At 71.4% G+C, this 20,357-nt stretch carries 24 protein-coding genes and 1 tRNA gene; 16 read left to right on the top strand and 9 right to left on the bottom strand.

Annotated elements, in window-relative coordinates; genetic code table 11:
* Positions 1–115 precede the first annotated feature (115 nt).
* Positions 116–259 (top strand): hypothetical protein, encoded by a 144-nt coding sequence (locus tag VGL30_RS14225; protein WP_331540667.1) that lies wholly within the window; start codon positions 116–118, stop codon positions 257–259.
* Positions 256–474: a hypothetical protein gene (locus VGL30_RS14220; RefSeq protein ID WP_331540666.1), complete on the top strand. Its 219-nt coding sequence runs from the start codon at positions 256–258 to the stop codon at positions 472–474. Before VGL30_RS14225 ends, VGL30_RS14220 begins: the two co-directional genes overlap by 4 nt.
* Positions 475–709: 235 nt before the next feature.
* Here VGL30_RS14220 and VGL30_RS18855 read toward each other — a convergent pair whose 3' ends face one another.
* Positions 710–964, bottom strand: coding sequence for a helix-turn-helix transcriptional regulator (locus VGL30_RS18855; RefSeq protein WP_414695006.1), 255 nt, complete (start codon positions 962–964; stop codon positions 710–712).
* Positions 965–1,471: 507 nt separating this feature from the next.
* Here VGL30_RS18855 and corA point away from each other — a divergent pair.
* Both corA and VGL30_RS14210 read left to right on the top strand, forming a co-directional pair.
* The gene (corA, locus tag VGL30_RS14215; RefSeq protein ID WP_331540665.1) at positions 1,472–2,440 is read left to right on the top strand and encodes a magnesium/cobalt transporter CorA; all 969 of its coding nucleotides are present in this window, start codon (positions 1,472–1,474) and stop codon (positions 2,438–2,440) included.
* Complete coding sequence (locus tag VGL30_RS14210) at positions 2,437–2,991, top strand: DNA-deoxyinosine glycosylase (RefSeq protein WP_331540664.1); 555 nt, start codon at positions 2,437–2,439, stop codon at positions 2,989–2,991. The genes corA and VGL30_RS14210 overlap by 4 nt, the downstream gene beginning before the upstream one ends.
* Before the next feature lie 41 nt (positions 2,992–3,032).
* On the opposite strand, the gene VGL30_RS14205 is transcribed toward VGL30_RS14210, so the two are convergent.
* Positions 3,033–5,402, bottom strand: a complete 2,370-nt coding sequence (locus VGL30_RS14205) for an MASE1 domain-containing protein (protein ID WP_331540663.1) — start codon at positions 5,400–5,402, stop codon at positions 3,033–3,035.
* A gap of 557 nt (positions 5,403–5,959) precedes the next feature.
* On the opposite strand from VGL30_RS14205, the gene VGL30_RS14200 reads away from it, so the two are divergent.
* Complete coding sequence (locus VGL30_RS14200) at positions 5,960–6,208, top strand: hypothetical protein (RefSeq protein WP_331540662.1); 249 nt, start codon at positions 5,960–5,962, stop codon at positions 6,206–6,208.
* Between the two features lie 64 nt (positions 6,209–6,272).
* Here VGL30_RS14200 and VGL30_RS14195 read toward each other — a convergent pair whose 3' ends face one another.
* A complete protein-coding gene (locus VGL30_RS14195; RefSeq protein WP_331540661.1) occupies positions 6,273–6,569 on the bottom strand; it encodes an EscU/YscU/HrcU family type III secretion system export apparatus switch protein in 297 nt (98 codons plus the stop codon).
* Complete coding sequence (locus VGL30_RS14190; protein ID WP_331540660.1) at positions 6,566–7,720, bottom strand: flagellar hook-length control protein FliK; 1,155 nt, start codon at positions 7,718–7,720, stop codon at positions 6,566–6,568. Before VGL30_RS14190 ends, VGL30_RS14195 begins: the two co-directional genes overlap by 4 nt.
* A 134-nt stretch (positions 7,721–7,854) precedes the next feature.
* On the opposite strand from VGL30_RS14190, the gene VGL30_RS14185 reads away from it, so the two are divergent.
* Positions 7,855–8,100: a DUF5961 family protein gene (locus VGL30_RS14185; RefSeq protein WP_331540659.1), complete on the top strand. Its 246-nt coding sequence runs from the start codon at positions 7,855–7,857 to the stop codon at positions 8,098–8,100.
* 6 nt (positions 8,101–8,106) lie between these two features.
* Here VGL30_RS14185 and VGL30_RS14180 read toward each other — a convergent pair whose 3' ends face one another.
* The gene (locus VGL30_RS14180) at positions 8,107–8,853 is read right to left on the bottom strand and encodes a Sir2 family NAD-dependent protein deacetylase (RefSeq protein ID WP_331540658.1); all 747 of its coding nucleotides are present in this window, start codon (positions 8,851–8,853) and stop codon (positions 8,107–8,109) included.
* Between the two features lie 139 nt (positions 8,854–8,992).
* Here VGL30_RS14180 and VGL30_RS14175 point away from each other — a divergent pair, with 139 nt between their 5' ends.
* Complete coding sequence (locus VGL30_RS14175; protein ID WP_331540657.1) at positions 8,993–9,202, top strand: hypothetical protein; 210 nt, start codon at positions 8,993–8,995, stop codon at positions 9,200–9,202.
* Here VGL30_RS14175 and metW read toward each other — a convergent pair.
* A complete protein-coding gene (gene metW, locus VGL30_RS14170) occupies positions 9,153–9,860 on the bottom strand; it encodes a methionine biosynthesis protein MetW (RefSeq protein ID WP_331540656.1) in 708 nt (235 codons plus the stop codon). The two genes, VGL30_RS14175 and metW, sit on opposite strands and share 50 nt — an antisense overlap.
* Positions 9,857–11,017 (bottom strand): homoserine O-acetyltransferase MetX, encoded by a 1,161-nt coding sequence (gene metX, locus VGL30_RS14165; RefSeq protein ID WP_331540655.1) that lies wholly within the window; start codon positions 11,015–11,017, stop codon positions 9,857–9,859. Before metX ends, metW begins: the two co-directional genes overlap by 4 nt.
* A 91-nt stretch (positions 11,018–11,108) precedes the next feature.
* Between metX and VGL30_RS14160 the strand changes: the two genes are divergently transcribed.
* From VGL30_RS14160 to VGL30_RS14145, 4 genes are all read left to right on the top strand, one after another.
* Positions 11,109–11,612 carry a SixA phosphatase family protein gene (locus tag VGL30_RS14160; RefSeq protein ID WP_331540654.1) on the top strand — a complete coding sequence of 168 codons (504 nt, stop codon included), beginning with the start codon at positions 11,109–11,111 and terminating at the stop codon, positions 11,610–11,612.
* A 2-nt stretch (positions 11,613–11,614) separates the two neighbouring features.
* Entirely contained in the window at positions 11,615–11,956 is a 342-nt protein-coding gene (locus VGL30_RS14155) for a DUF952 domain-containing protein (protein ID WP_331540653.1), read from the top strand.
* A complete protein-coding gene (locus tag VGL30_RS14150) occupies positions 11,953–12,993 on the top strand; it encodes a quinone-dependent dihydroorotate dehydrogenase (protein WP_331540652.1) in 1,041 nt (346 codons plus the stop codon). The genes VGL30_RS14155 and VGL30_RS14150 overlap by 4 nt, the downstream gene beginning before the upstream one ends.
* Positions 12,994–13,059: 66 nt before the next feature.
* Positions 13,060–14,547, top strand: a complete 1,488-nt coding sequence (locus VGL30_RS14145) for a HAMP domain-containing sensor histidine kinase (RefSeq protein ID WP_331540651.1) — start codon at positions 13,060–13,062, stop codon at positions 14,545–14,547.
* A gap of 27 nt (positions 14,548–14,574) precedes the next feature.
* Here the strand turns inward: VGL30_RS14145 and VGL30_RS14140 are convergent, their stop codons facing one another.
* The gene (locus tag VGL30_RS14140; RefSeq protein ID WP_331540650.1) at positions 14,575–15,384 is read right to left on the bottom strand and encodes a hypothetical protein; all 810 of its coding nucleotides are present in this window, start codon (positions 15,382–15,384) and stop codon (positions 14,575–14,577) included.
* A gap of 105 nt (positions 15,385–15,489) precedes the next feature.
* Complete coding sequence (locus VGL30_RS14135) at positions 15,490–17,193, bottom strand: gamma-glutamyltransferase family protein (RefSeq protein WP_331540649.1); 1,704 nt, start codon at positions 17,191–17,193, stop codon at positions 15,490–15,492.
* Between the two features lie 84 nt (positions 17,194–17,277).
* Here VGL30_RS14135 and VGL30_RS14130 point away from each other — a divergent pair, with 84 nt between their 5' ends.
* The 5 genes from VGL30_RS14130 to VGL30_RS14115 all read left to right on the top strand — a co-directional run.
* A complete protein-coding gene (locus VGL30_RS14130; RefSeq protein WP_331540648.1) occupies positions 17,278–18,303 on the top strand; it encodes a P1 family peptidase in 1,026 nt (341 codons plus the stop codon).
* 81 nt (positions 18,304–18,384) lie between these two features.
* A tRNA-Arg gene (locus tag VGL30_RS14125) sits at positions 18,385–18,461 on the top strand.
* A gap of 518 nt (positions 18,462–18,979) precedes the next feature.
* The gene (locus VGL30_RS18850) at positions 18,980–19,204 is read left to right on the top strand and encodes a LuxR C-terminal-related transcriptional regulator (protein WP_414695004.1); all 225 of its coding nucleotides are present in this window, start codon (positions 18,980–18,982) and stop codon (positions 19,202–19,204) included.
* A gap of 166 nt (positions 19,205–19,370) precedes the next feature.
* A complete protein-coding gene (locus VGL30_RS14120; protein WP_331540647.1) occupies positions 19,371–19,664 on the top strand; it encodes a helix-turn-helix transcriptional regulator in 294 nt (97 codons plus the stop codon).
* A 120-nt stretch (positions 19,665–19,784) separates the two neighbouring features.
* A partial coding sequence (locus tag VGL30_RS14115; RefSeq protein ID WP_331540646.1) for a lytic transglycosylase domain-containing protein occupies positions 19,785–20,357 on the top strand: 573 nt, incomplete at its 3' end.

Raw genomic sequence — 20,357 nt, 5'->3', positions numbered from 1 at the left:
TCCGACGAGGGCGCCTGGATCACCGCCCAGAACTTCGTGATCGACGGCGGTTCGAGCGAGATCAAGTAGCGGGCCGCCCCACGTCGCGGGCACGCCGCACAGAGGGAGACGCGTCATGAAGGTGCTTGGGATCAATCGCGCGGAGTTGCTGGTGGAGGACTCCGAAGCCGCGGAGGCCACGTTCAAGCTGTTGTTCAACGGATCGCCAGGCTGTCAAGGGCTGGGTACAACACATAACAACGAGGGGGCGGGGCCGTGAGCCGCGACATGAAGAGTGAAATCGACCAGGACCTGATCGTGCAATTGGTGCGGAAGGCCAATAAACCGTTTGATGGGCATTTGACCATGATGAAGTTCACGACCGGCTGGCGCGTCGGGTTTGGCACCCCGTCCAGTCGAGAGGACATCGACCGCTATTGCGCTGGCACGACATTCGACGAAGCTGCACGGCAAGCTTTGCTTGAGGTCGAATAGTCCGATTGGTGCCGCGCAGGAAAGGTAACGCTTTGAAGCGGTTGGGACGGCCCCTTGCGGCGGTGTCGTGCAAGTTTATTGTGGGATGTCACCCACCGTCGGCATTGAACGGGACGAGCTTGAACATCGCCAAAGCGCTAGCGCGGAAGCCGGGAAAGGTCTTGGCCGAGTGTGGGCCGCAGGCTGGGCGCTCCTACAATGCCGATTCCGGGACTGGCGCGCAGCTGGCGCCTTTCTAGTCGGACGAGGAGTCAATGCGATTGGCCTCCATCCACGAGAGCAAGTCCGATCGGCGATAGCGCACCGCGCGACCCGAGGCGCCGGACACGCGAACGTGGGGTGGTCCTGCCCGCAACCAGCGCTGACGCTCCAGGAAGGCCACGCTCACGTTGAGCAGTTCAGCCGCCTCGGGTGTTCTGAGCAGGCGGTCAGGCTGAGCCCCAACATGGCGCCGGGACGGATGGGAAAGGTCGGGGTGTTCGGCTGACATGCGTGATCCTCCACGCCCGGTCGAAATAGCGTGACCATGCTCGAACGCTAGAGAAATCATCGGGCGCAGTGCGACCGCCCTCGGCCATCGGCGAAAACTTTGATGACCTATCGCTCAGTCCCACGCCCCGCGGCTAGTAGGGGATTAGTAGGGCGGCGGCTTCCACGCCGCTCCAGCAGCCTCCGGCTCCTTCAAGGTCCAACTCATTGGCGCCGAAGGCGTATTCAATCAGGTTCACTCGCCCTCAAAGTCGTTCAAAATTAGATAGTTAAAATTCGTAATGCGGGGGTCGCAGGTTCGAGTCCTGCAAGCGGCACCACCCTTTCCGCGACCCTGAGCGGCGCCGCCTTTCCCCGATCGACTTGATCGGAAGCCTGGTTTCCCGACGCCAAACGGCGGCTGTACGACGCCGGCGTCCGCGGCGGCCGTTGCGAATGGCCAAGGCTGCGGCCTGCGTGCAGGGTGGGCGCCGATCTGACGCCGGGCGCCCGGCGGATTGGAGGGTGGATGAGCATCGTCGCCGCCTATGTCTATCGCAACGGCGAGCGGTTGCGGGAGGTCGAGCTCGTCACGCCCGCCGGTCTCGACCTGACGGCCGGCGAGTTCGCCTGGATCGGCCTGTTCGAGCCGGCCGAGCATGAGCTTCGCGTCTTGCAGGACCGCTTCGGCCTCCATCCCCTGGCCATAGAGGATGCGCTGACCGCCAGCCAGATGCCCAAGGTCGACATCTACGGCGACCAGCTGTTCGTCGTCGCCCGCACGGCCCACCTCGAGGACGAGACGATCTGCTACGGCGAGACCGACATCTTCGTGGGCCCCAATCACATCATCACCGTGCGCCACGGCTCCGCGCGCGCCCACAACACCCTGCGCCATCAGCTCGAGGCGGCGCCCATCCACCTGAAGTATGGCGTCGATTACGTCCTGCACGCCGTTCTCGACTTCATCGTCGACGGCTACCTGCCGCTCGTCGAGGCCATTGAGGAAGATGTGCTGGCCATGGAACGCCACGCCCTCGACGCCTTCCTCAGCCGCGAGGAGGTCAGCCGGATCTTCAACCTGCGGCGCGAGCTGATGCGGTTCCGCCGCGTGCTCGGGCCGATGGAGGAAGTCGCCAGCCGCCTCGAACACCACGACATGCCCTGTATCGACGTGGAGGTGCGCCCCTACTTCAGCGATGTGCGCGACCATGTCCGGCGCGTTGCGTCCCTGGTCGAGTCGCTGCGCGACGTCCTCAATTCCGTATTCGAGGCCAGCACCTTGCTGGAGGCGCAGCGCCAGGGCGCGATCACGCGCAGGCTCGCCGCCTGGGCCGCGATCCTGGCCGTCCCGACCGCCGTCGCCGGCATCTACGGCATGAACTTCGAGGTCATGCCCGAGCTGCACTGGAAATACGGCTATTTCCTCGCCTTGGGCCTGATCCTGGCGATCTGCGCCCTGCTCCATTCACGCTTCAAGCGCGCGAACTGGCTTTGAGCGACGATCGACCCGGTGCATTCATGGCTTCCTCCGCTCCAGCGGCGACCAAGTCTTCCTTCCCCGCCGTGGTCGATGAGGCGACGCGCGTGCTGGTGCTCGGCAGCCTGCCCGGCGAGGTCTCGCTCAGCCATGCGCAGTATTACGCCCACCCGCGCAACCAGTTCTGGAGTTTGATGGAGGCGGTCGTCGGGGTCGAGCTGGCGGGCTCGCCCTATCAGGTCCGTCTGGCCGTGCTGCTCTCGGCCGGGGTCGGGCTGTGGGACGTCATCCGGTCGGCCAACCGGGTGGGAAGCCTGGACGCCAACATCCGCGACCATCGGCCGAACACGCTCCGCGAGCTCGTCGCCACGCTGCCGGCTCTGCGAGCCGTCGGCTTCAACGGCGGGAAGGCGTCCGACATCGGGCGCAAGCAGCTTGCCGCCGACGGCGGCCCCGCCCTCATCACGCTGCCGTCCAGCAGTCCGGCGCACGCCATCCCGTTTGACCGCAAGCGGGCCGAGTGGCTGCAACTGAAGGCGTTTCTCGACAGCGCGCAATCCGCGCGGTGAGGCGTCAGCGCTCCCCCAGGGCGTCCCCCCCGGCGCGGTCGCTATCTTGGGGCTCGGGCCGAAGCGGCGCGGCCCAGGGCCCTGGCCAGCACGGCGGCGAGGGTCTCGATCCCGAACGGCTTGCGCAGGACCTCCTCCCCGGCGTCGCGGGCTTCCGGCGCGTCGCTGTCGCCGGTGGCCAGCACCATCGGCAGATGCGGGTGAGTGGCGCGGATGCGCCGGGCCAGGGCCAGGCCGTTGACCGGACCCGGCATGGTGATGTCGCTCAACACCAGATCGATCGGCTCGCCCGCCTCCACGCGGTCGATGGCGTCCATGGCGTTTGATTCGTGGACGACCCGATAGCCCAGCCGCTGCAGCAGCGCCGAGGTGACCTCCGCGACGTCGAGGTTGTCTTCCACCAACAGCACGGCGCCGCTCGCCGGTTGCAAGGGCTCGGCGCCGGCGGGCTCCGGGCGTGGGTCGGCCGCTCTCTGCGCACGGGGCAGACGCAGCGTGACCGTGCATCCTTCGCCAGGGCGGCTGACCGCGGTGACGTCGCCTCCGGACTGCAGGGCGAAGCCGTGGACCTGCGACAGTCCGAGCCCGGTGCCCTTTCCCGTCGGCTTGGTGGTGAAGAAGGGGTCGAAGGCCTTGGCGAGGATTTCCGGCGCCATCCCGATCCCCGTGTCCGCGACCGAGAGCGCCACGAAGGCGCCGTTCAGGCCTGCATCCTCCGGCGACAGGTTGCGGGCCGTGATCTGCAACCGCCCGCCTTCCGGCATGGCGTCCCTGGCGTTGACCGCCAGGTTTATCAGCGCCAGCTCCAGTTCGTTGGCGTCGGCCTCGATAGGCCAGACCTCCAGGTCCAGGTCCAGGACCAGCTCTACGGCCTCGCCGAGAGAGCTGTTCAGCATCGCCTGCATGGCTGCGAGGCGCCGGGGCAGCTCGATCACCTCCGGCGTCAGGGTCTGGCGGCGGGCGAAGCTCAGCAGCTGCCGCGTCAGGCTGGCCCCGCGGGCGACGGCGGCCTTGATCGCATCGAGCGATTTGACGCGCCGCTCCTCCGGCGGCCCACGGGCCAGAAGGTCGGCCTGCCCGCTCACGACCATCAGAAGATTGTTGAAGTCGTGGGCGACGCCGCCGGTCAGCTGGCCGAGGGCTTCCAGCTTCTGCGACTGGAGCAGCTGCTCGCGGGTGTGCTCGAGGGCCTCCTCGGCCTGCCGCCGCTCGGAAACGTCCCGGGTGACCTTGGCGAAACCGAGGAGGCGGCCTTCAGGGTCGCGGATCGCATTTACGACGATGTTCGCCCAGAACTGGCTGCCGTCGCGGCGGACGCGCCACCCCTCCTGCTCGATCTTTCCGGCCTTCGCCACCCGGAGCAGGAACCCGTTCGGATCGCCTGCGTGCGGATCACTGTCCGGTTGCAGCCGTGCGACGTGCTGGCCGACGATCTCGTCGGCCGCGTAACCATAGATCTGGGCCGCACCGCTGTTCCAGGTCGCGACGCGCCCGCCGGTGTCGAGCATGAAGATGGCGTAGTCGCGAACGCTCTCGACCAGCAGGCGATGGCTCTCCTCGGTCGACGCCAGGGCGCGGTTGCGAACGCCCAGACTGGCGCTGAGCGCGAGGCTGGGCACGGCGGCGCTCACCATGAAGGCCACCAGCAGCAGGAAGGAATCGTTGAGGGTCGGCTGGATGAAGGGGCCCTTGCCTGCCGCCGCGCCCCAGACGGCGAACGCCGACAGGATGAGCGCAACCGTCGCGGTGTCGCGCTCGCCGCAGCGCAGCGCGGCCCAAAGCAGCGGCAGGATCGCCAGGAACGCCAGGGGGACCGTGCCCGTGAGGTGCGGCCCCGGGCCAAAGGCGACCAGGCCAACCGCCGCGGCCAGGATCATCACCAGCACGGCTTCGGAAGTCCGGCTCATGCGCCTGGCGAAGCCAGGCGGATCGGTGACCCAGAGCACCAGGACGGGCGTCACCACCACCGCTCCCGCGAAGTCGCCCAGCCACCACGTGGTCCAGACCTCCCCGAAGTTCGACCAGCCGGAATAGCCGGCGAGCGTCAGTGACAAGACACCTGTGGTGGCGCTGATCGGGGTGGCGACGGCGCAGACGATGGCGGCGAACCGGCCCACGCCCGAAGGGGTCCGGAAAGCTTGCACGCCCTTGGCCAGCGCATTCACGATCCACGCGCCGCTCAGGGCCTCCAGCGTATTGCCGGCGCCGATGGCCAGGGAGATCCAGCCGGATGTCGCGAGATTCGCGACGATCGCGCCCGCGAGAATCGCCGGCCAGATCCGGTATCCCCTGAGCAGGGTCAAGCCGAGGGCGAGGCCTGTGGGCGGCCAGATCGGCGTGGCGCTCGGGTTGACCGAGGCGAACTGCAAGCTGAGCTTGGCAGTCAACAGATAAACCACGGCAATGGCCATAAGCTCGGCGGCGTAACGGAGGATCGGCGCCGTGCGCCGGTCCCGCACAGGTCGATCTGGTGTCGACAACGCGGCCCCCGAAACTCCCGCAGCCCGGATCTCGACCATCCGACCTGCGCCCGAATGCGGGTTCATTTAGACAGATGTCGCCCAGGCTCTCAACGGCGCACGGGCCGAACTGCTGCTGGAGGTCGGCGCCGCGGGCGCCCTCGGGCCTTTGTCGGTGCGGCCGCCGTCGACTCCGGGCGGCCTATCGCATGAAGTTGGTCAGGGCGTTCGCCCACGCCGCGGGTCCGAGCAACGGAACCTGCCGGTTCATCGCGCACCTTTGTACGGAAGGCAGGCCACGGTAACGGCCCGCCGGGCCGGAGGTTCAGCCGCCGTTGCTCACCGTCGCGGTCACGCAGGCGGCCGCCCTTTCCAGCTCTGAACTCAATACTCGTCAGGCGGGGACCGCCGGATTTGGTAAGTATTCGTTCACCATGGCCAAAAAATAAGGTGGAACAACCGGTGCTACCTGTGGTTTCCTGTCCATAGGGAGTGAAGTGATGGCGTGCATGGCAATTGCCGTCTACGAGACCTTCGACGGTTGGTTCGTCCAGGCGAAGCATCCGATCGGACCCTTCATCTCGAAGGAGTGGGCCGTGGGCGTCGCCGAAGGAATGGTGTTCGCCATACGCTCGACCGGCGAGCAGGCGAACCTGGTCGTCGAGGAGCGCCGCACCTGGGCGGCGCCGAAGAAGGCGGCCGTCCTGCGATCCAAGCCGCCGGGCCCGCGCTGGGCGACTATCCGCCGCGCGGACTAACGGAAGGCCTCAACCTCTTGTCAGCCCTGTGCAGACAGGTTCCGCTCGGCGCGCGGCCGGAGGCCTACCGCCGTTCGGTCTGAGGCGGCCCGGTCTGTGCAGCGGCCGCCTGGCGCAGGATGAAGCCCAGCACCACCGCCACCGCCATGTAGAGCCGTTCGGGAATCTCCGTGTCGACCTCGATTTTGGAGAGGGCGTGGGCAAGGTCGGGGTTCTGCTCCAGCGGCACGCCGTGCGCGCGGGCGGTGTCGATGATCTTCTGGCCGAGGTGGCCGTGGCCCACGGCCACCACCCGCGGCGCCTGGGGCTTGGCGTAGCGCAGGGCGACGGCCAGCGTGCGGGGGGCGACGGGGCCGGTCACGAACTGCGGTCCAGGAAGGCGCCGGGCGGCGGCGGCGCGCGGGCCGGGGCGCCGGAGAACACCGCCACCTCGGGCGCGTAAGCCGCGGCGGACAGCGCCGCGGCCAGGCCTTGCTCGCCGGCCCGCAGCGTCAGCGCGCTCTCCGGCCGCTCGGCCCACAGGGCGACGTTGGCGCGCGCCCCGGTCAGCGCGACCTGCACATGCAGCGGGCCCAAGGGCTCCAGGGCCAGGGAGAAGCGGGCCCGCCACACGGGATGGGCGTCGGGGACGCCGGGACCCTGCGCCTCGCGGTCGATCTCGAACTGGGCGACGCCGGAACCCTGCGGGCCCGCGAACGGCAGTTCGAACAGCCAGTGGGCGTCGGCCGGCCGCCGGGCCGGGCCGGGCGCGGCGAGCGCGTCGGGCAGGGAGGCGGCCTGCATCAGCTCCTGCCGGGCCAGCGCCGCATCGGCGTCCTGCAGCAGCCGGCGGGCGATGGCGCGGGGCGCGGCCTCCGGGGCGAGGCTGGGTTCCGCCGGGTTCTGCGGGGTCGTCGGGCCGTTGCGGTAGGGCGGGGCGGGGGGCGCGGCGCCGGCGCGGGGCGCAGGCTCGGGCGCGGCGCCGGGCGCGGGCAGGGATATCGGCAAGGGCGGCGGTTCCGCGGCCTCGGCCCATTGGCCCAGCGCCTGGCGGGCCACCAGCAGGGCGGCCTTCAGGTCGGCGGGCGGAACGGCGGGCGCGCCGGCGGCCGGCGGCGGGGCTGCGGCCATCCGCGCCTCGAGGAACAGGCCGGAGCGGGCCACGGCCGTCTGCAGGTCTGCGGCCGTCACCGTGGGCCCCAGCGGCGTGCGCAGGTTCAGCACCTGCGCCGCGGCGGCCCGTACCTTCGGCGGCAGGCCGGACGCCGGATCGGCCATCGCCTGGGCGAGGTCGGCCATCAGCGGGCCCAGGCCGCCCTGGCGCTGGACGGCGGACTGCACGGCCGCGCCCACCGCGCGGGCCAGGGCGGCCTCCAGGCTGAGCGGGACCTGCGGCGTCCCGGCGCCCGGCACGGCCTGGGCCAGAGCGGTGAGCCGGCCGGTCACCGCCCGTACGGCGCCGGGCTCGGTCACGGGCAGCACCCGGACCGCGACGCCGGATGCGGCGCCCGGGATCAGCGGACCGATCGCCATCCTGGCCTCGGGTCGGTGCGGGACATGGCGCAAGGGTAGCGCCGCCCGGTGAAGCAGGTCTTAAGCGGCGTTAACGGGAGTCCTTTCCGCCGCCGCCGCGTTTGGTCGCCAAGGGAATCATCAGGAGACCGGCCATGACCGCGTCCGCCGCCGCCCCGGCCCGCAGCTTCTCCGTCCACGGCGCGGAGGAGGTCCACAGCCGTTCGTTCAAGGTGGACGGCGCTTCGCACCTCGACGCGGCGTTGCAGTTCGTGGCCGAGCGGCATCCGGCGGCGGACCTGTTCGGCGAGGCCGCGGTGATGGTCGAGGATTGCCAGACCGGCGAGCGCCAATGCTTCCGCATCGACCTGGGCTCCGGCGCGGCGGCGCCCTGCGGCTGACCGCCCTCAGCTCACCGGCGCGACCTGGCTCATCAGCGGCCCGATCTCCTCGTGCAGCACCAGGTCGGCGTAGCGGTCCTGCGGCGTGGGCTCGCGGTTGACGATGGCCAGCGCCGCTCCGTTGCGCTTGGCCATCAGCGGGAAGTCGGCGGCGGGATAGACCACCAGGGACGAGCCCAGCACGACGAACAGGTCGCAGGCGACCGTCTCGTCCTCGGCCCGCGCCATCTCGCCCGCCGGCATGGATTGGCCGAAGGAGATGGTGGCGCTCTTCACCACCCCGCCGCAGCTGCGGCAGGCCGGCGGCTCGCCGGTGGCCAGGAAGGCGGCCCGCAGGTCTTTCAGCTCGTGACGCAGGCCGCAGGCCAGGCAGGTCGCGTAGCTGGCGTTGCCGTGCAGCTCGACCACCTTGCCGGCCGGCACGCCGGAAGCCTGGTGCAGGTTGTCGACGTTCTGGGTGATCACCGCGGCCACCTTGCCCTGGGCCACCAGTCGCGCCACCGCATGGTGGCCGGCGTTGGGCGAGGCTCCGGTCCAGCGGGCCGCACCGGAATAGACCCGCGACCAGGCCTCGCGCCGCAGGGCGGGGTCGGCCATGAAGTCGTGGAAGCCGATGGGCGTCATCTTGCTCCAAACCCCGCCCGGGCTGCGGAAGTCGGGGATGCCCGATTCGGTGGAGATCCCGGCCCCGGAGAAGACCACGGCGCGCCTGGACTGGGCCAGCAGCCGGGCCAGGCGGTCGGCGGGGGTCATGGGCGGGCGCTCCGTGATGCGAATCTGCACAAGATAAGCCCTGCGAAAACCCCGCCGCCAGCTTTCGGCGCCAGCCCACATCCGGAAGATGGACACTCTGGAGCCACAACCTTAGAGTGATTTCCGGGCGGGGTGATCCATGACGGGCAAGCGTTCGGCGGCCGAGGTATGGCGCGCATTGTGGGGCGGCGCGGAAGACTGCGGCGAGGCTGACGACGGGCCGCCGCCGTCCCCCGCCGAGTTCCAGGCCTTCCTCGCCGCGGCCAGCCGGCTGCCGCCGGACAAGCTGCAGCTCCTGATCAGCGCCGTGCGCGCCGCCGCCCCATCCGCCGCGCCGCGGGGTCGATGAACTGCGGGGCGGCGAAGAGGTCGTTCTGCACCGCCGGCGCCGGCGCCTCGGTCCGCCGGCTCAAGAGGAACAGCGCCTGCTCCGCCCGCCAGTTCTCGATCGCTTTGGCCGGATCGATCGGCCGCGCCGGCCGCCCCGCCACCAGCGAGGCGCAGGCGTCGATCCGCAGGTCCAGGTTCCGGCAGAGGTCGGTGAAGTCGGCGAGCGTGCACAGGTGGATGTTAGGCGTCGACCACCAGGGCTCGGGCAGGGCGCGGGTCTCCGGCATCCGCCCCTGGGTCACCAGCGCCCACCGGACCCGCCAGTGGCCGAAGTTGGGCAGGCTCACCACAGCGCGGCTGGCGATCCTGAGCAGCTCCGAGAGCACGTGCTTGGGATCGCGCACCGACTGCAGGGTGTCCGACAGCACCGCATAGTCGAAGGCCTGGGAGGGAAAGTCGTCCAGGTCGTTGTCGGCGTCGCCCTGCACCACCGCCAGCCCCCGCGCCAGGCAGGCGGAGACGCCGGCGTGGCTGAGCTCCAGCCCCTGGCCGTCCACCCCCTTCTCGCGGATCAGCAGCTCCAGCAGCTCCCCGTCGCCGCAGCCCACGTCCAGCACCCGCGAGCCCGGCCGCACCAGCCTGAGGATCTCGCGGAAATCCTCGCGCACCGGGCTCACGCGACGCCCCGCAGGTGCGCCGCCGAGGCGAAGAAGCCGCGCAGGGTGAGGTCGAGCTGCGGCTCGTCCAGGAAGAAGGCGTCGTGGCCCTTGTCGGTCTCGATCTCGGCGAAGCTCGCCCGGCAGCCGGCGGCGTTGAGGGCCCGCACGATCGTGCGGCTCTCGGCGGTCGCATAGAGCCAGTCCGAGGAGAACGACAGCACGCAGAACCGCACGTGCCGCGCCCGCGCGAAGGCCTGGGCCAGCATCCCCCCGTGGCCCGCCGCCAGGTCGAAATAGTCCAGCGCCCGGGTGATGTAGAGGTAGGAGTTGGCGTCGAAGCGGTCGACGAAGCTGGCCCCCTGGTGGCGCAGGTAGCTCTCCACCTGGAAGTCGGCGTCGAACCCCCACGACAGGCCGTCCCGCTGCAGTTCGCGGCCGAACTTGCGCTGCAGCGCTGGCTCGGACAGATAGGTGATGTGCGCGGCCATCCGCGCCACCGCCAGCCCCTTTTCCGGCCGCACGCCGTGCAGCTCATAGGCGCCGCCCCGCCAGTCGGGATCGGCCATGATCGCCTGGCGGCCCACCTCATGGAAGGCGATGTTCTGCGCCGAATGCCGTGGCGCCGCGGCAATGCACACCGCCGAGAAGAGCTTCTCCGGATAGTCCGCCGCCCACTGCAGCACCTGCATGCCGCCCATGGAGCCGCCGGTCACCGCGAACAGGGTCTCGATGCCCATCGCCTCGATCAGCATCGCCTGGGCGCGCACCATGTCGGCGATGGTGATCACCGGGAAGGCCAGGCCGTAGGAGCGCCCCGTCGCCGGGTCGGCCGAGGCCGGCCCCGTCGAGCCCATGCAGCCGCCCACCACGTTGGTGCAGATGATGAAGTAGCGCTGCGGGTCCAGCGGCAGGCCGGGCCCGATCACCCGGCTCCACCAGCCGGGCTTGCCGGTGACCGGATGCACCGAGGCCGCGTGCTGGTCGCCGGTCAGGGCATGGCAGACCAGGATGGCGTTGGACTTCCGGGCGTTGAGCGTCCCGTAGGTCTTGTAGGCGATCTCCAGCGGCGCCAGCGACGCGCCGGAGTCCAGGCGCAGCGGCTGGCCCTCGGGGAACCGCCAGGTCCCGCCGTCGCCTGCGCCCGGGTGTGAGGTGGCCTCGGCCGTAAGGGTCATCGCCAGCCTTGGACCGCCAAGGCCCGTGGCTGTCAACCGCTTCGCGCCGGACGCAATGGCGGTTATGAGGTCGAAACGGCTTGGAGCGACGATGGACCGGCTGATCCTCTTCCGGCATGGCAAGGCGGAGCGCGACTCCGTGTCCGGGGTCGACTTCGACCGTCCGCTGGCCCCGCGCGGCGCGCGCGACGCCGCCGCCATGGCCCGGAACCTGGCCGACCTGGGTCTGGCGCCGAATCTGGTCCTGGTCTCGCCGGCCGCCCGCACCCGCGAGACCTGGGCCGCCGCCGAGGCCGCTTTCCCGGGCGCCGAGGTCCGCTTCGAACCCGCCCTCTACAACGCCGAGGCCGGCGGCGTCCGCCATGCGGCGGAGCGCGCGGCCCGGGCGACGGCGGGCGCGCTGATGGTGATCGGCCACAACCCGGCCCTGCAGGACCTGGCCGTCGCCCTGCTGCGCGAAGGCGGCTCCTCCCCGGAGCTGGTCGCCCAGGCGGAGCGGCGCTTCCCCACCTCCGCCGTGGCGGTGTTCCTCATCGACGCCTGCGGCCGCCCGGCCTTCGACGGCCTGCTGACGCCGCCGCGCAACGGGGACTAGCCGTGGGCCGCATCTACAAGATCCTGCCGCGCGCCGACTGGGCGGCGGCCCGGGCGTCCGGCCGCTTCGAGGGCTCGGCCGTGGACCTGGCCGACGGCTTCATCCACTTCTCCACCGCCGCCCAGGCGGGCGAGACCGCGCGCCGCCACTTCGCCGGCCAGGCGGGGCTGGTGGTGCTGGAGGTGGAGGCCGACGACCTGGGTCACGCCCTGAAGTGGGAGCCGTCGCGCGGCGGCGATCTCTTCCCCCACCTCTACGGCCCGCTGGAAACCGCCCATGTGCGCCAGGTCCGCGACGCGCCGCTCGACGCCGCCGGCGTCCCCGACCCCGGCCCTCCGGCGTGAGCCTGCACGACCTGGCCGCGGCGGGCCTGCGCCGCCTCGACCCCGAGCGCGCGCACGGCTTGGCCATCCGGGCCCTCGAGGCGGGTCTGGGCCCCAAGGCGCCCGCCGACGACCCGATCCTCGCCACGGCCCTGGCGGGCCTGTCCCTGCCCAACTGCGTCGGCCTCGCCGCCGGCTTCGACAAGGACGCGCGAGCGTTCGGGCCCATGCTGCGGGCGGGCTTCGGCTTCGTGGAGTGCGGCACCGTCACCCCGCTTCCCCAGGCCGGCAATCCGAAGCCCCGCATGTTCCGGCTGCCGCAGGACCGCGCGGTGATCAACCGCCTGGGTTTCAACAACCAGGGGCTGGAGCCGTTCGCCGCCCGTCTGGCCGCCGGCCGCCCCGGCGTGGTGGGCGCCAACATCGGCGCCAACAAGGAGGCCGCCGACCGCATCGGCGACTACGTGACGGGGCTGCGCCGCCTCTGGGGCCGGGCGTCCTACTTCACCCTCAACGTCTCCTCGCCCAACACCCCCGGCCTGCGCGCCCTGCAGACCAGGGCCGCCCTCGACGAGCTCCTGGGCCGCGTCGCCGAAGCCTGCGACGCCCTGCCGCCGGCCGGCCGCGCGCCCCTGTTCCTCAAGATCGCCCCCGACCTGCAGGCCGGCGAGGTGGAGGCCATCGTCGAGGCGGCCGTCGCCCACGGCCTTTCCGGACTGGTGGTCTCGAACACCACCGTCTCGCGCCCGCCGCTCGAATCGCCTGCGCGCGGCGAGGCCGGCGGCCTCTCCGGGGCGCCTCTCTTCGATCTCTCCACCCGTGTGCTGGCCGAGGCGGCGGCCGCCGCCGGCGGCCGCCTGGCCCTGATCGGCGTCGGCGGCGTCTCGTCCGGCGCCCAGGCCTACGCCAAGCTCCGCGCCGGGGCCTGCGCCGTGCAGCTCTACTCGGCCCTGGCCTATGAGGGGCCTGGACTGGTGGTGCGTATCAAGCGCGAGCTGGCGGCGCGCCTGCGGGCCGACGGCTTCGGCGGCGCGGGCGAGGCGGTGGGCGCGAAATGAACATCCCTCGTCCGCTGTAAGCTCCGCTGCGTTGCCGAACCGGGCGGGGTGATTTAACGAGGCATCATGGCGGACGCCCTCTCGCCGCAGGCGCTTCCAAGGCCGAACCGGCGCCGCTTCTTCTGGCCCGGCGGGCTGTCGGCGCGCCTCCTGATCCTGACCGTGCTGTTCGTGCTGCTGGGCGGCGCGCTCGCCCTGCCGCCGGCGCTCGCCGCCTTCGAGGAGCAATGGCTGCTGGACCGGGTCCGCGCCGCCGAGCTCGCCTCCCTCACCGCCGACCTCGCTCCCAACCAGGTGGTCAGCCAGCAGGTCCGCGACCAGCTGCTGCTCGGCGCCGGGGTCACCAACATCGCCATCCAGACCGACGGCATGCGACGGCTCGTCCTGCCCGGCGGCAAGATGCCCCGCGCGCCCTATCTCGTGGACCTGCGCGACCAGGCCCCCGGCTCCTGGCTCTCCGCCCCGTTCCACACTCTCACCGGCGGCGAGGGCCGCTCCGTGCGGGTGGTCGCCGAGCCCCGCTTCCGCAAAGCCGACTTCGTCGAGATCGTCGCCCCCGACGCCGAGCTGAAGCGCGAGCTTTCCCGCTACCTCTGGCGCCTCATCCTGGTCACCGCCTTCGTCTCGGCCATGGCCGGCATGCTGGTCTACCTGTCGCTCAACCTGTTCCTCGTGCGGCCCATGCAGCGGATCACCCGGGCCATGGAGCGGTTCCGCGCCGATCCGGAGGACCCGGCGGCGAGGGTCGAGCCTTCCGGCCGCCGGGACGAGATCGGCCGCGCCGAGGTCGAGCTCGATCAGATGCAGGCCGACCTGCGCGCCGCGCTCAATTCCCGCGCCCGCCTGGCCGCGCTCGGGGAAGCAGTGGCCAAGATCAACCACGACCTGCGCAACATGCTGACCAGCGCCCAGATCGCCTCCGAGCGGCTGGCGGCGCTGCAGGACCCCAAGGTCAGCCAGGCTTTGCCGCGCCTGACCCGCGCCCTCGACCGGGCCATCAAGCTGGCCACCGACGTCCTGACCTACGGCAAGACCGAGGAGCCGGCCCCCGACGCGCGGCCGGTGCCGCTCGCCCCCGCCCTGGAGGTCGCCGCCGAGGAGGCGCGGCTGGGCGGCGAGGGCGTGCAGTTCGCGGCCGAGATCCCCGACGGCGCCCAGGTGCTGGCCGATCCCGACCAGCTGCATCGCATCATGGTCAACCTGCTGCGCAACGCCCGCGAGGCCATCGAGCAGCAGGCCGGCCGCAGCGAGCCAGGCCGCGTGACCGTGACGCTGACCCAGGACGCCGCGGCCTCGACCCTGCGCTTCGCCGACAACGGCCCCGGCGTCTCGGCCCGCAGCCGCGAGCGGCTGTTCCAGCCCTTCGCCGGCTCCACCCGCTCGGGCGGCGCGGGCCTGGGCCTAGCCATCGCACGTGAGCTGGCGCAGGGCCACGGCGGCGACCTCGCCCTGGTCCATACCGGCGACGACGGCGCGATCTTCGAGCTCCGCCTCGCCGGCGCACCGCCGAGGCTCAGCCCCAGGCACGGCCGGAACGCCGCCGCGGCGGAGTAGCGAAAGGCCACCGCGCCGGCAGGATTCCTATCCCGCGATGTGCCCGATGGCCGCCGCGGCCGCCTGCCAGGCCGCCGATTCCGACACCGGTACGGCGGTGAGTTGGATAAGCAGCAGCAGCGCGCCTCCGACCAGGTAGACCGGATGCGGCCGGCTCCGCGTGCGCCAGTCGTAGAGGATGGCCACCACCAGCAGCAGGTCCGCCACCAGCGACGGCCCGATGGTCACCACCACCGGCGGCGGGGTGATCTGCGGCAGGCCGGCGGGGTAGGGCGGGGCGTTCGGGTCCGGCGGCGGGGCCAGCAGCACCAGGAACCAGCGGGCGATCGGCGCCGGCAGCAGCGAGATCGTGCCCAGCAGCATCAGCCGCTTGTGCGCCTCCGGCCGGCGGACGTTGGCGATGGCCGCGATGAACACCGGCAGGAAGAACGCCAGCCCGCCGATGCTCACCCAGGCGAAGGCCTTGACGTCGTGCGGCAGGTTGGCCGGCTGGCCGGGCAGCGACGCCTGGGTCACCCGCAGGGAGACGATCGCCGTCACCACGAAGACCATCGCCGTGACGATGCCGATCCCGAGCATCCCCCAGGTGCGATGCGCCAGCACCCGGCCCTGCGCCACCAGCCAGGTCTGCACGCAGAAGAACGCCACCCAGGAGAACAGGACGATCCCGTGGATGTGGATCAGCGGCGGGGCGTTCAGCCGCCCCTGCGCCATCGGCATGAAATAGGTGGGCATGAAGCCCAGCACGGCGACGGCCAGGCAGGTCGCCGCCATCCACACATAGAACCGGCGCGCCGCGTCGCCTCTGACGCGCGCGCCCATGACCGCCTCAGCCATCGCAAGGCCTCCCCGCAACTCCGACGGGGACAGGATGCTACAGTTGCGGCGCGGACGTAAGCCGGCGTGCGGGGCAAATCCCCTCGACTTGGCCGCCCTGGCCGCTCAATAGCCCAGCGCCACGCCGTCCCGCCGGGGGTCGGCGGCGCCCCGAAGCCCCTGCGGCGTCACCCGCACCCCCTGCAGGCCGGAACCCTCCGCCCCCGAGCCGGAGGTCAGCGCCACGCCCCTGGCGGCCAGGCCCGCTGCGACCGCCGGCGGCAGCTTATCGGTCTCTGCGGCGTAGACGTTCCCCCTGGCGATCAGGTTGGGCAGGTCGATGGCGGCCTGCATCGGCAGCTTCCAGTCGAGCACGCCCACCAGGGCCTTCAGGGTGTAGGCGATGATCGCCGGCCCCCCGGGCGAGCCCACCGCCGCCACGAACCGCCCGTCCCTGTCCAGCACGATGGCCGGCGTCATCGACGACCGGGGCCGCTTGCCGGGCCCCACCGCATTGGCGGCCGGCGTCCCGTCGGGCTCCCTGGGCGCGAACGAGAAGTCGGTGAGCTGGTTGTTGAGGAAGAAGCCCGCCGCCATGCGGCCGGAGCCGAAGGTGCTTTCCACCGTGGTGGTCATCGAGACCACGTCGCCGGCGGCGTCGACGATCACGAAGTGGCTGGTGCCGCCGGCCTCGGCGGTGGCGTCGGGGCCGCGGGCCGGGGCGCCGGCCGGCTGGCCGGGGGCGGGCGCCGGCCCCGCCGTGGGCCCGATCAGGGCGGCGCGGGCCTGCAGGTAGGCCGGGTCCAGCAGGCCCTCGACAGGCACGCTGACGAAAGCCGGGTCGCCCACATAGCGGTCGCGGTCGGCGTACATCAGCCGGCTGGCCTGGGCGAACAGGTACCAGCCCTGCGGATCCTCCGGCCCATGGGCGGGAATGTCGGTCTGGGCGAGGATGCCCAGCGCTTCCAGCAGGCCCACGCCCCCAGACGGCGGCGGCGGCGCGCACACCACATAGACCCGGTAGGGCCGGCAGAGCGCCGGGCCCGCCTTGGGCCGGTAGGCGGCGAGGTCGGCCAGGGTGATCGGGCTGGGCCGGGGCGCCTGGTGCAGGCGCGCCACGATGGCCTCGGCGACCGGGCCCTCCAGCAGGGCCTTGGGACCTTGCGCCGCCACCTGGCGCAGGGTGGCGGCATAGGCCGGATTGCGGATCACGTCGCCCGGCTGGATACGGGCGCCGCCGGGCTTGGTGAAGTAGGCGACCGCGTCGGGGGTGTTGGCCTGGGGGTAGGGGGCGTTGGCCGCCTCGCCCATCCGGCGCGGGACGGTGAAGCCTTCGTCGGCCAGGCGCTCCGCGTCGGCGAACAGGTCCTTCCAGGCGAGCTTGCCGTGCTGGCCCTGCGCCAGCGACAGCATGGCCACCGCGCCGGGCGCGCCGGTGGAGCGCCCGCTGAGCAGCGCGTCGCGGAAAGGCAGCGGCTTGCCCGCCTCGTCCAGGAACCAGGCGGGCGTGGCCGCCGCCGGCGCGGTCTCGCGGCCGTCGTAGGCGGTCGCCTGGCGGGTCGCCGCGTCGTAGTAGGTCATGAAGGCGCCGCCGCCCAGGCCGGAGCTCTGCGGCTCCACCAGCCCCAGCACCGCCTGCACGGCCACCGCCGCGTCCACCGCCGAGCCGCCGCGGCGCAGCACCTTCAGGCCGGCCTCCGCGGCCATCGGATTGGCGGCGGCGACCATGGCGACCGGCCCGCCGGCCGCGCCCTGCGGGGCCGGCGCCGTGGCGCAGGCGCTGAGCGTCAGGGCGGACAGCAGGGCCGCAAGCGGCGGGAGACGGAACATGGGGCCGGCGGCTCCTGATGGGGAGGCGCCCACCATAGCCCCGCGCGCGTGGACAACCAGCGCCAAGCCCCGCAAGCTCCGCCGATGAGCGACGCCGCCTCCGCCCGGCCGGGCCCCCGCAACCTGATCACCGACGTGCCCGGCCTGAAGGTCGGCCAGGCCGGGGACGCGGCTGCGCGCACCGGCGTCACCGTGATCCTGCCCGACGCCCGGGCGGTCTGCGCCTGCGACGTGCGCGGCGGCGGCCCGGGCACCCGGGAGACCGACGCCCTGGCGCCGGAGAACCTCGTGGACGCGGTGGACGCGGTGGTCCTCTCCGGCGGCTCGGTCTACGGCCTGGCCGCCGCCGACGGGGTCGCCGCCTGGCTGGGCGCCGAGGGGCGCGGCTTCGTGGTCTCCACCGCCCCGGGCGTGCCGCCTTCGCCGGTGGTGCCGGCCGCCATCCTCTACGACCTGGCCAACGGCGGGAACAAGGCCTGGGGCCTCGACCCGCCCTACCGGGCCCTGGGCGCCGCCGCCGCGAAAGGCGCAGGGGCCGACTTCGCCCTCGGGACCCACGGGGCCGGCTACGGCGCCATGGCCGGGGCGCTGAAGGGCGGGACCGGCTCGGCCTCCGTCGTGACCGCCGACGGCTTGACCGTGGGGGCGGTGGCGGCGGTGAACAGCTTCGGCTCCGTGGTCGCCGGCGACGGGCGCACCTTCTGGGCGGCGCCCTTCGAGATCGGCGCGGAGTTCGGCGGCCTGGGCCCCGCCGGCCTGTGGGCCCGCGCCGACGACTGGGGCCTCGCCAAGGCCAACCCGCAGATCCGCGCCAACACCACCATCGCCTGCGTGGCTGTCGACGCGGCCCTGACTCCCGCTCAGGCCAGGCGCGTGGCGATGATGGCCCAGGACGGCCTGGCCCGCGCCATCCGCCCGGTGCACGCCCCCTTCGACGGCGACGCGGTCTTCGCCCTCTCCACCGCCGCCCGCCCCCTGCCGGATCCAGCCCCCTTCGCCGTGGCGCGCATCGGCGCGCTGGCCGCCGACTGCCTGGCCAGGGCGGTGGCGAGGGCGGTCTACGAAGCCGCGGCCTGGCCGGGCGTCCGCAGCTGGAGCGGCCCCGCCTAGGGTTCAAATCGCGCCGCCCGCCCGGGCTTGCGCTTTGCCCGCCGGGCGACTAGGTTCCGCGCCCTCGCCTTCAAGGCGGATGCGCCCGTAGCTCAGCTGGATAGAGCATCAGACTACGAATCTGAGGGTCGGACGTTCGAATCGTTCCGGGCGCGCCAATTTCTTCAGGAAAATCAGCCTCATAAATCCCTACCCGGGGCCGCCCCAACCTAAAAGCGGCTTTAGGTTGGGTTTTAGGTTGGGGTTCGAGCGGAAACAGCAGGAGAACACCGCCGTTCTCACGCTGTGATGAGCGGTCGTGCGCTCCCCTTCGACGTCAGAATCCCAGTCCAGAGCTGAGCTCGTCTCCGTGGGCGTCGGCAGATACCGCGCCAAAGGAGCTTGTGACCGTTTGCCTGGCTGCGATCGGGGCGGCCGCTGTCTTGCCACTCGAGGCAGCGGTCGACCGTCTGGTGGAGATGATCGTGATGGGTCCTGAAGTCGCGGCCTGCGGAGGACCCTCGACTGTCTGCTGAGGATGGCCGAGTTCGACGCGACCGCTCTCAAAAAGCAGCTTCAGGTTGATTTAACCGAGGCGGCGCCACAATGAGGACGAGTAAAGAAAAGCAAAGAAGGAGGCGATTCGATGGCGCGGTTGAATTCGCCGAACACCTCCGCTCCCGCAGGGAGTCGTTGAGTGGCGGAGAGCGTCCGATCGCAACTCAGCCCGCGTCAAATCGAATGTCTGCGCCTCGCCGCAGCAGGGAAGACGTCATCGGAAATCGCGATCGTGCTCGGGATTTCCTCCCGAACCGTCGATCAGTATGTTGGTGAGGCGTGCGAACGTTTGAAGGTACGCAACCGCATCCAAGCTGTCGCAAAGGCCCTGAGGCTCGGGCTTTTGCCCGACGCCCCTCCGTAGAAACCCGGACCGAAGTTCTACGGAATTGACCGCCTCAACTGTTGTCGGGAATCAATCAGTGGTGGTGTCAGTCTCGTAGCTTACGAAGTCTTGGGACTTCGGTCGGCCAGCTGCTTCCGCTCAATCGGTCTAGTTAGGGGGGCACCTTAGCTAGGAGGTCGGTCCGTTGGCCAACCACTCCGACTACGCACGCCGGGCGGAGCCCCGTTCGTTTCACCCCACAACCGATCGCGACGATCGATCATTCGCATCTCGCCTCATTACCGAGCGCCAGCTCGAGTGCCTGTCCTGGGTCCAGGAAGGCAAGAGCGCCACCGACATTGGCGGCATCCTCGGCCTGTCAGGACGGACCGTCGAGAAGCACATCATCAAGGTCTGCGGCCATCTCGGGGTGAAGACCCGAATTCAGGCCGTCGTTCGCGCTCGTGAACTGGGCCTCATCACCGCGAACGCACCGTAAGCCTACGCCCTCCGAGTGGGTAGGCTTGCGCCTCGCCGCAAGGACGCCCTCCGGGGCAACATCAGGCGGAGGCCAAGGAGAGGCCTCGCCCTTGAAGCCGTTCAACGCCAGGCGTTTCCCATGGCCATCAGCCTCGCCGCCGCTCTTGCTCTCGCCACGCAGTGCGCCCCGACCGTCGCGCCTGAGACTCTCCTGTCCGTGGTCCAGGTCGAAAGCCGGTTCGAGCCTCTGGCCATCGGCGTCAACGGGGGCCCGCGCATCATGGTCGCGCCGACCTCGGTCGACGACGCAGTCGCCAAGGCAGGGGCCCTCATCGCGGCCGGACGGAGCATCGATCTCGGCCTAGCGCAGATCAACAGCAAGAACCTGTCGTGGCTCGGCCTCAGCCTGCCGGAGGTGTTTGAGCCCTGCACGAACCTCAGGGCCGCCGCCCGCATTCTGCAGGACGGCTTTGTACGGAGCGACGCAACGCGCGTGGGTGAGCAGGCGGCCCTGAAGACGGCGCTCTCCTACTACAACACCGGCAATCCGGTCCGGGGGTTCAGCAACGGCTACGTCGGCAAGGTGGCGACCGCCGCGGGGCGGATCGTGCCGGCGATCGGCGGGGCAAGTCCGGCCAACCTCTCCGAGGCCGCACCCGGAGCGCCGCCTGAAACCCCCCCGCCGGCCTGGGATGTGTTCGGCGAGGTCCAT

The organism is Phenylobacterium sp. (assembly GCF_036502675.1).
In the GTDB taxonomy this organism is placed as follows: Bacteria; Pseudomonadota; Alphaproteobacteria; order Caulobacterales; family Caulobacteraceae; genus Phenylobacterium.
Note: the sequence above shows the minus strand (reverse complement) of the source record. Positions and strands in the feature narration are given on the sequence as shown.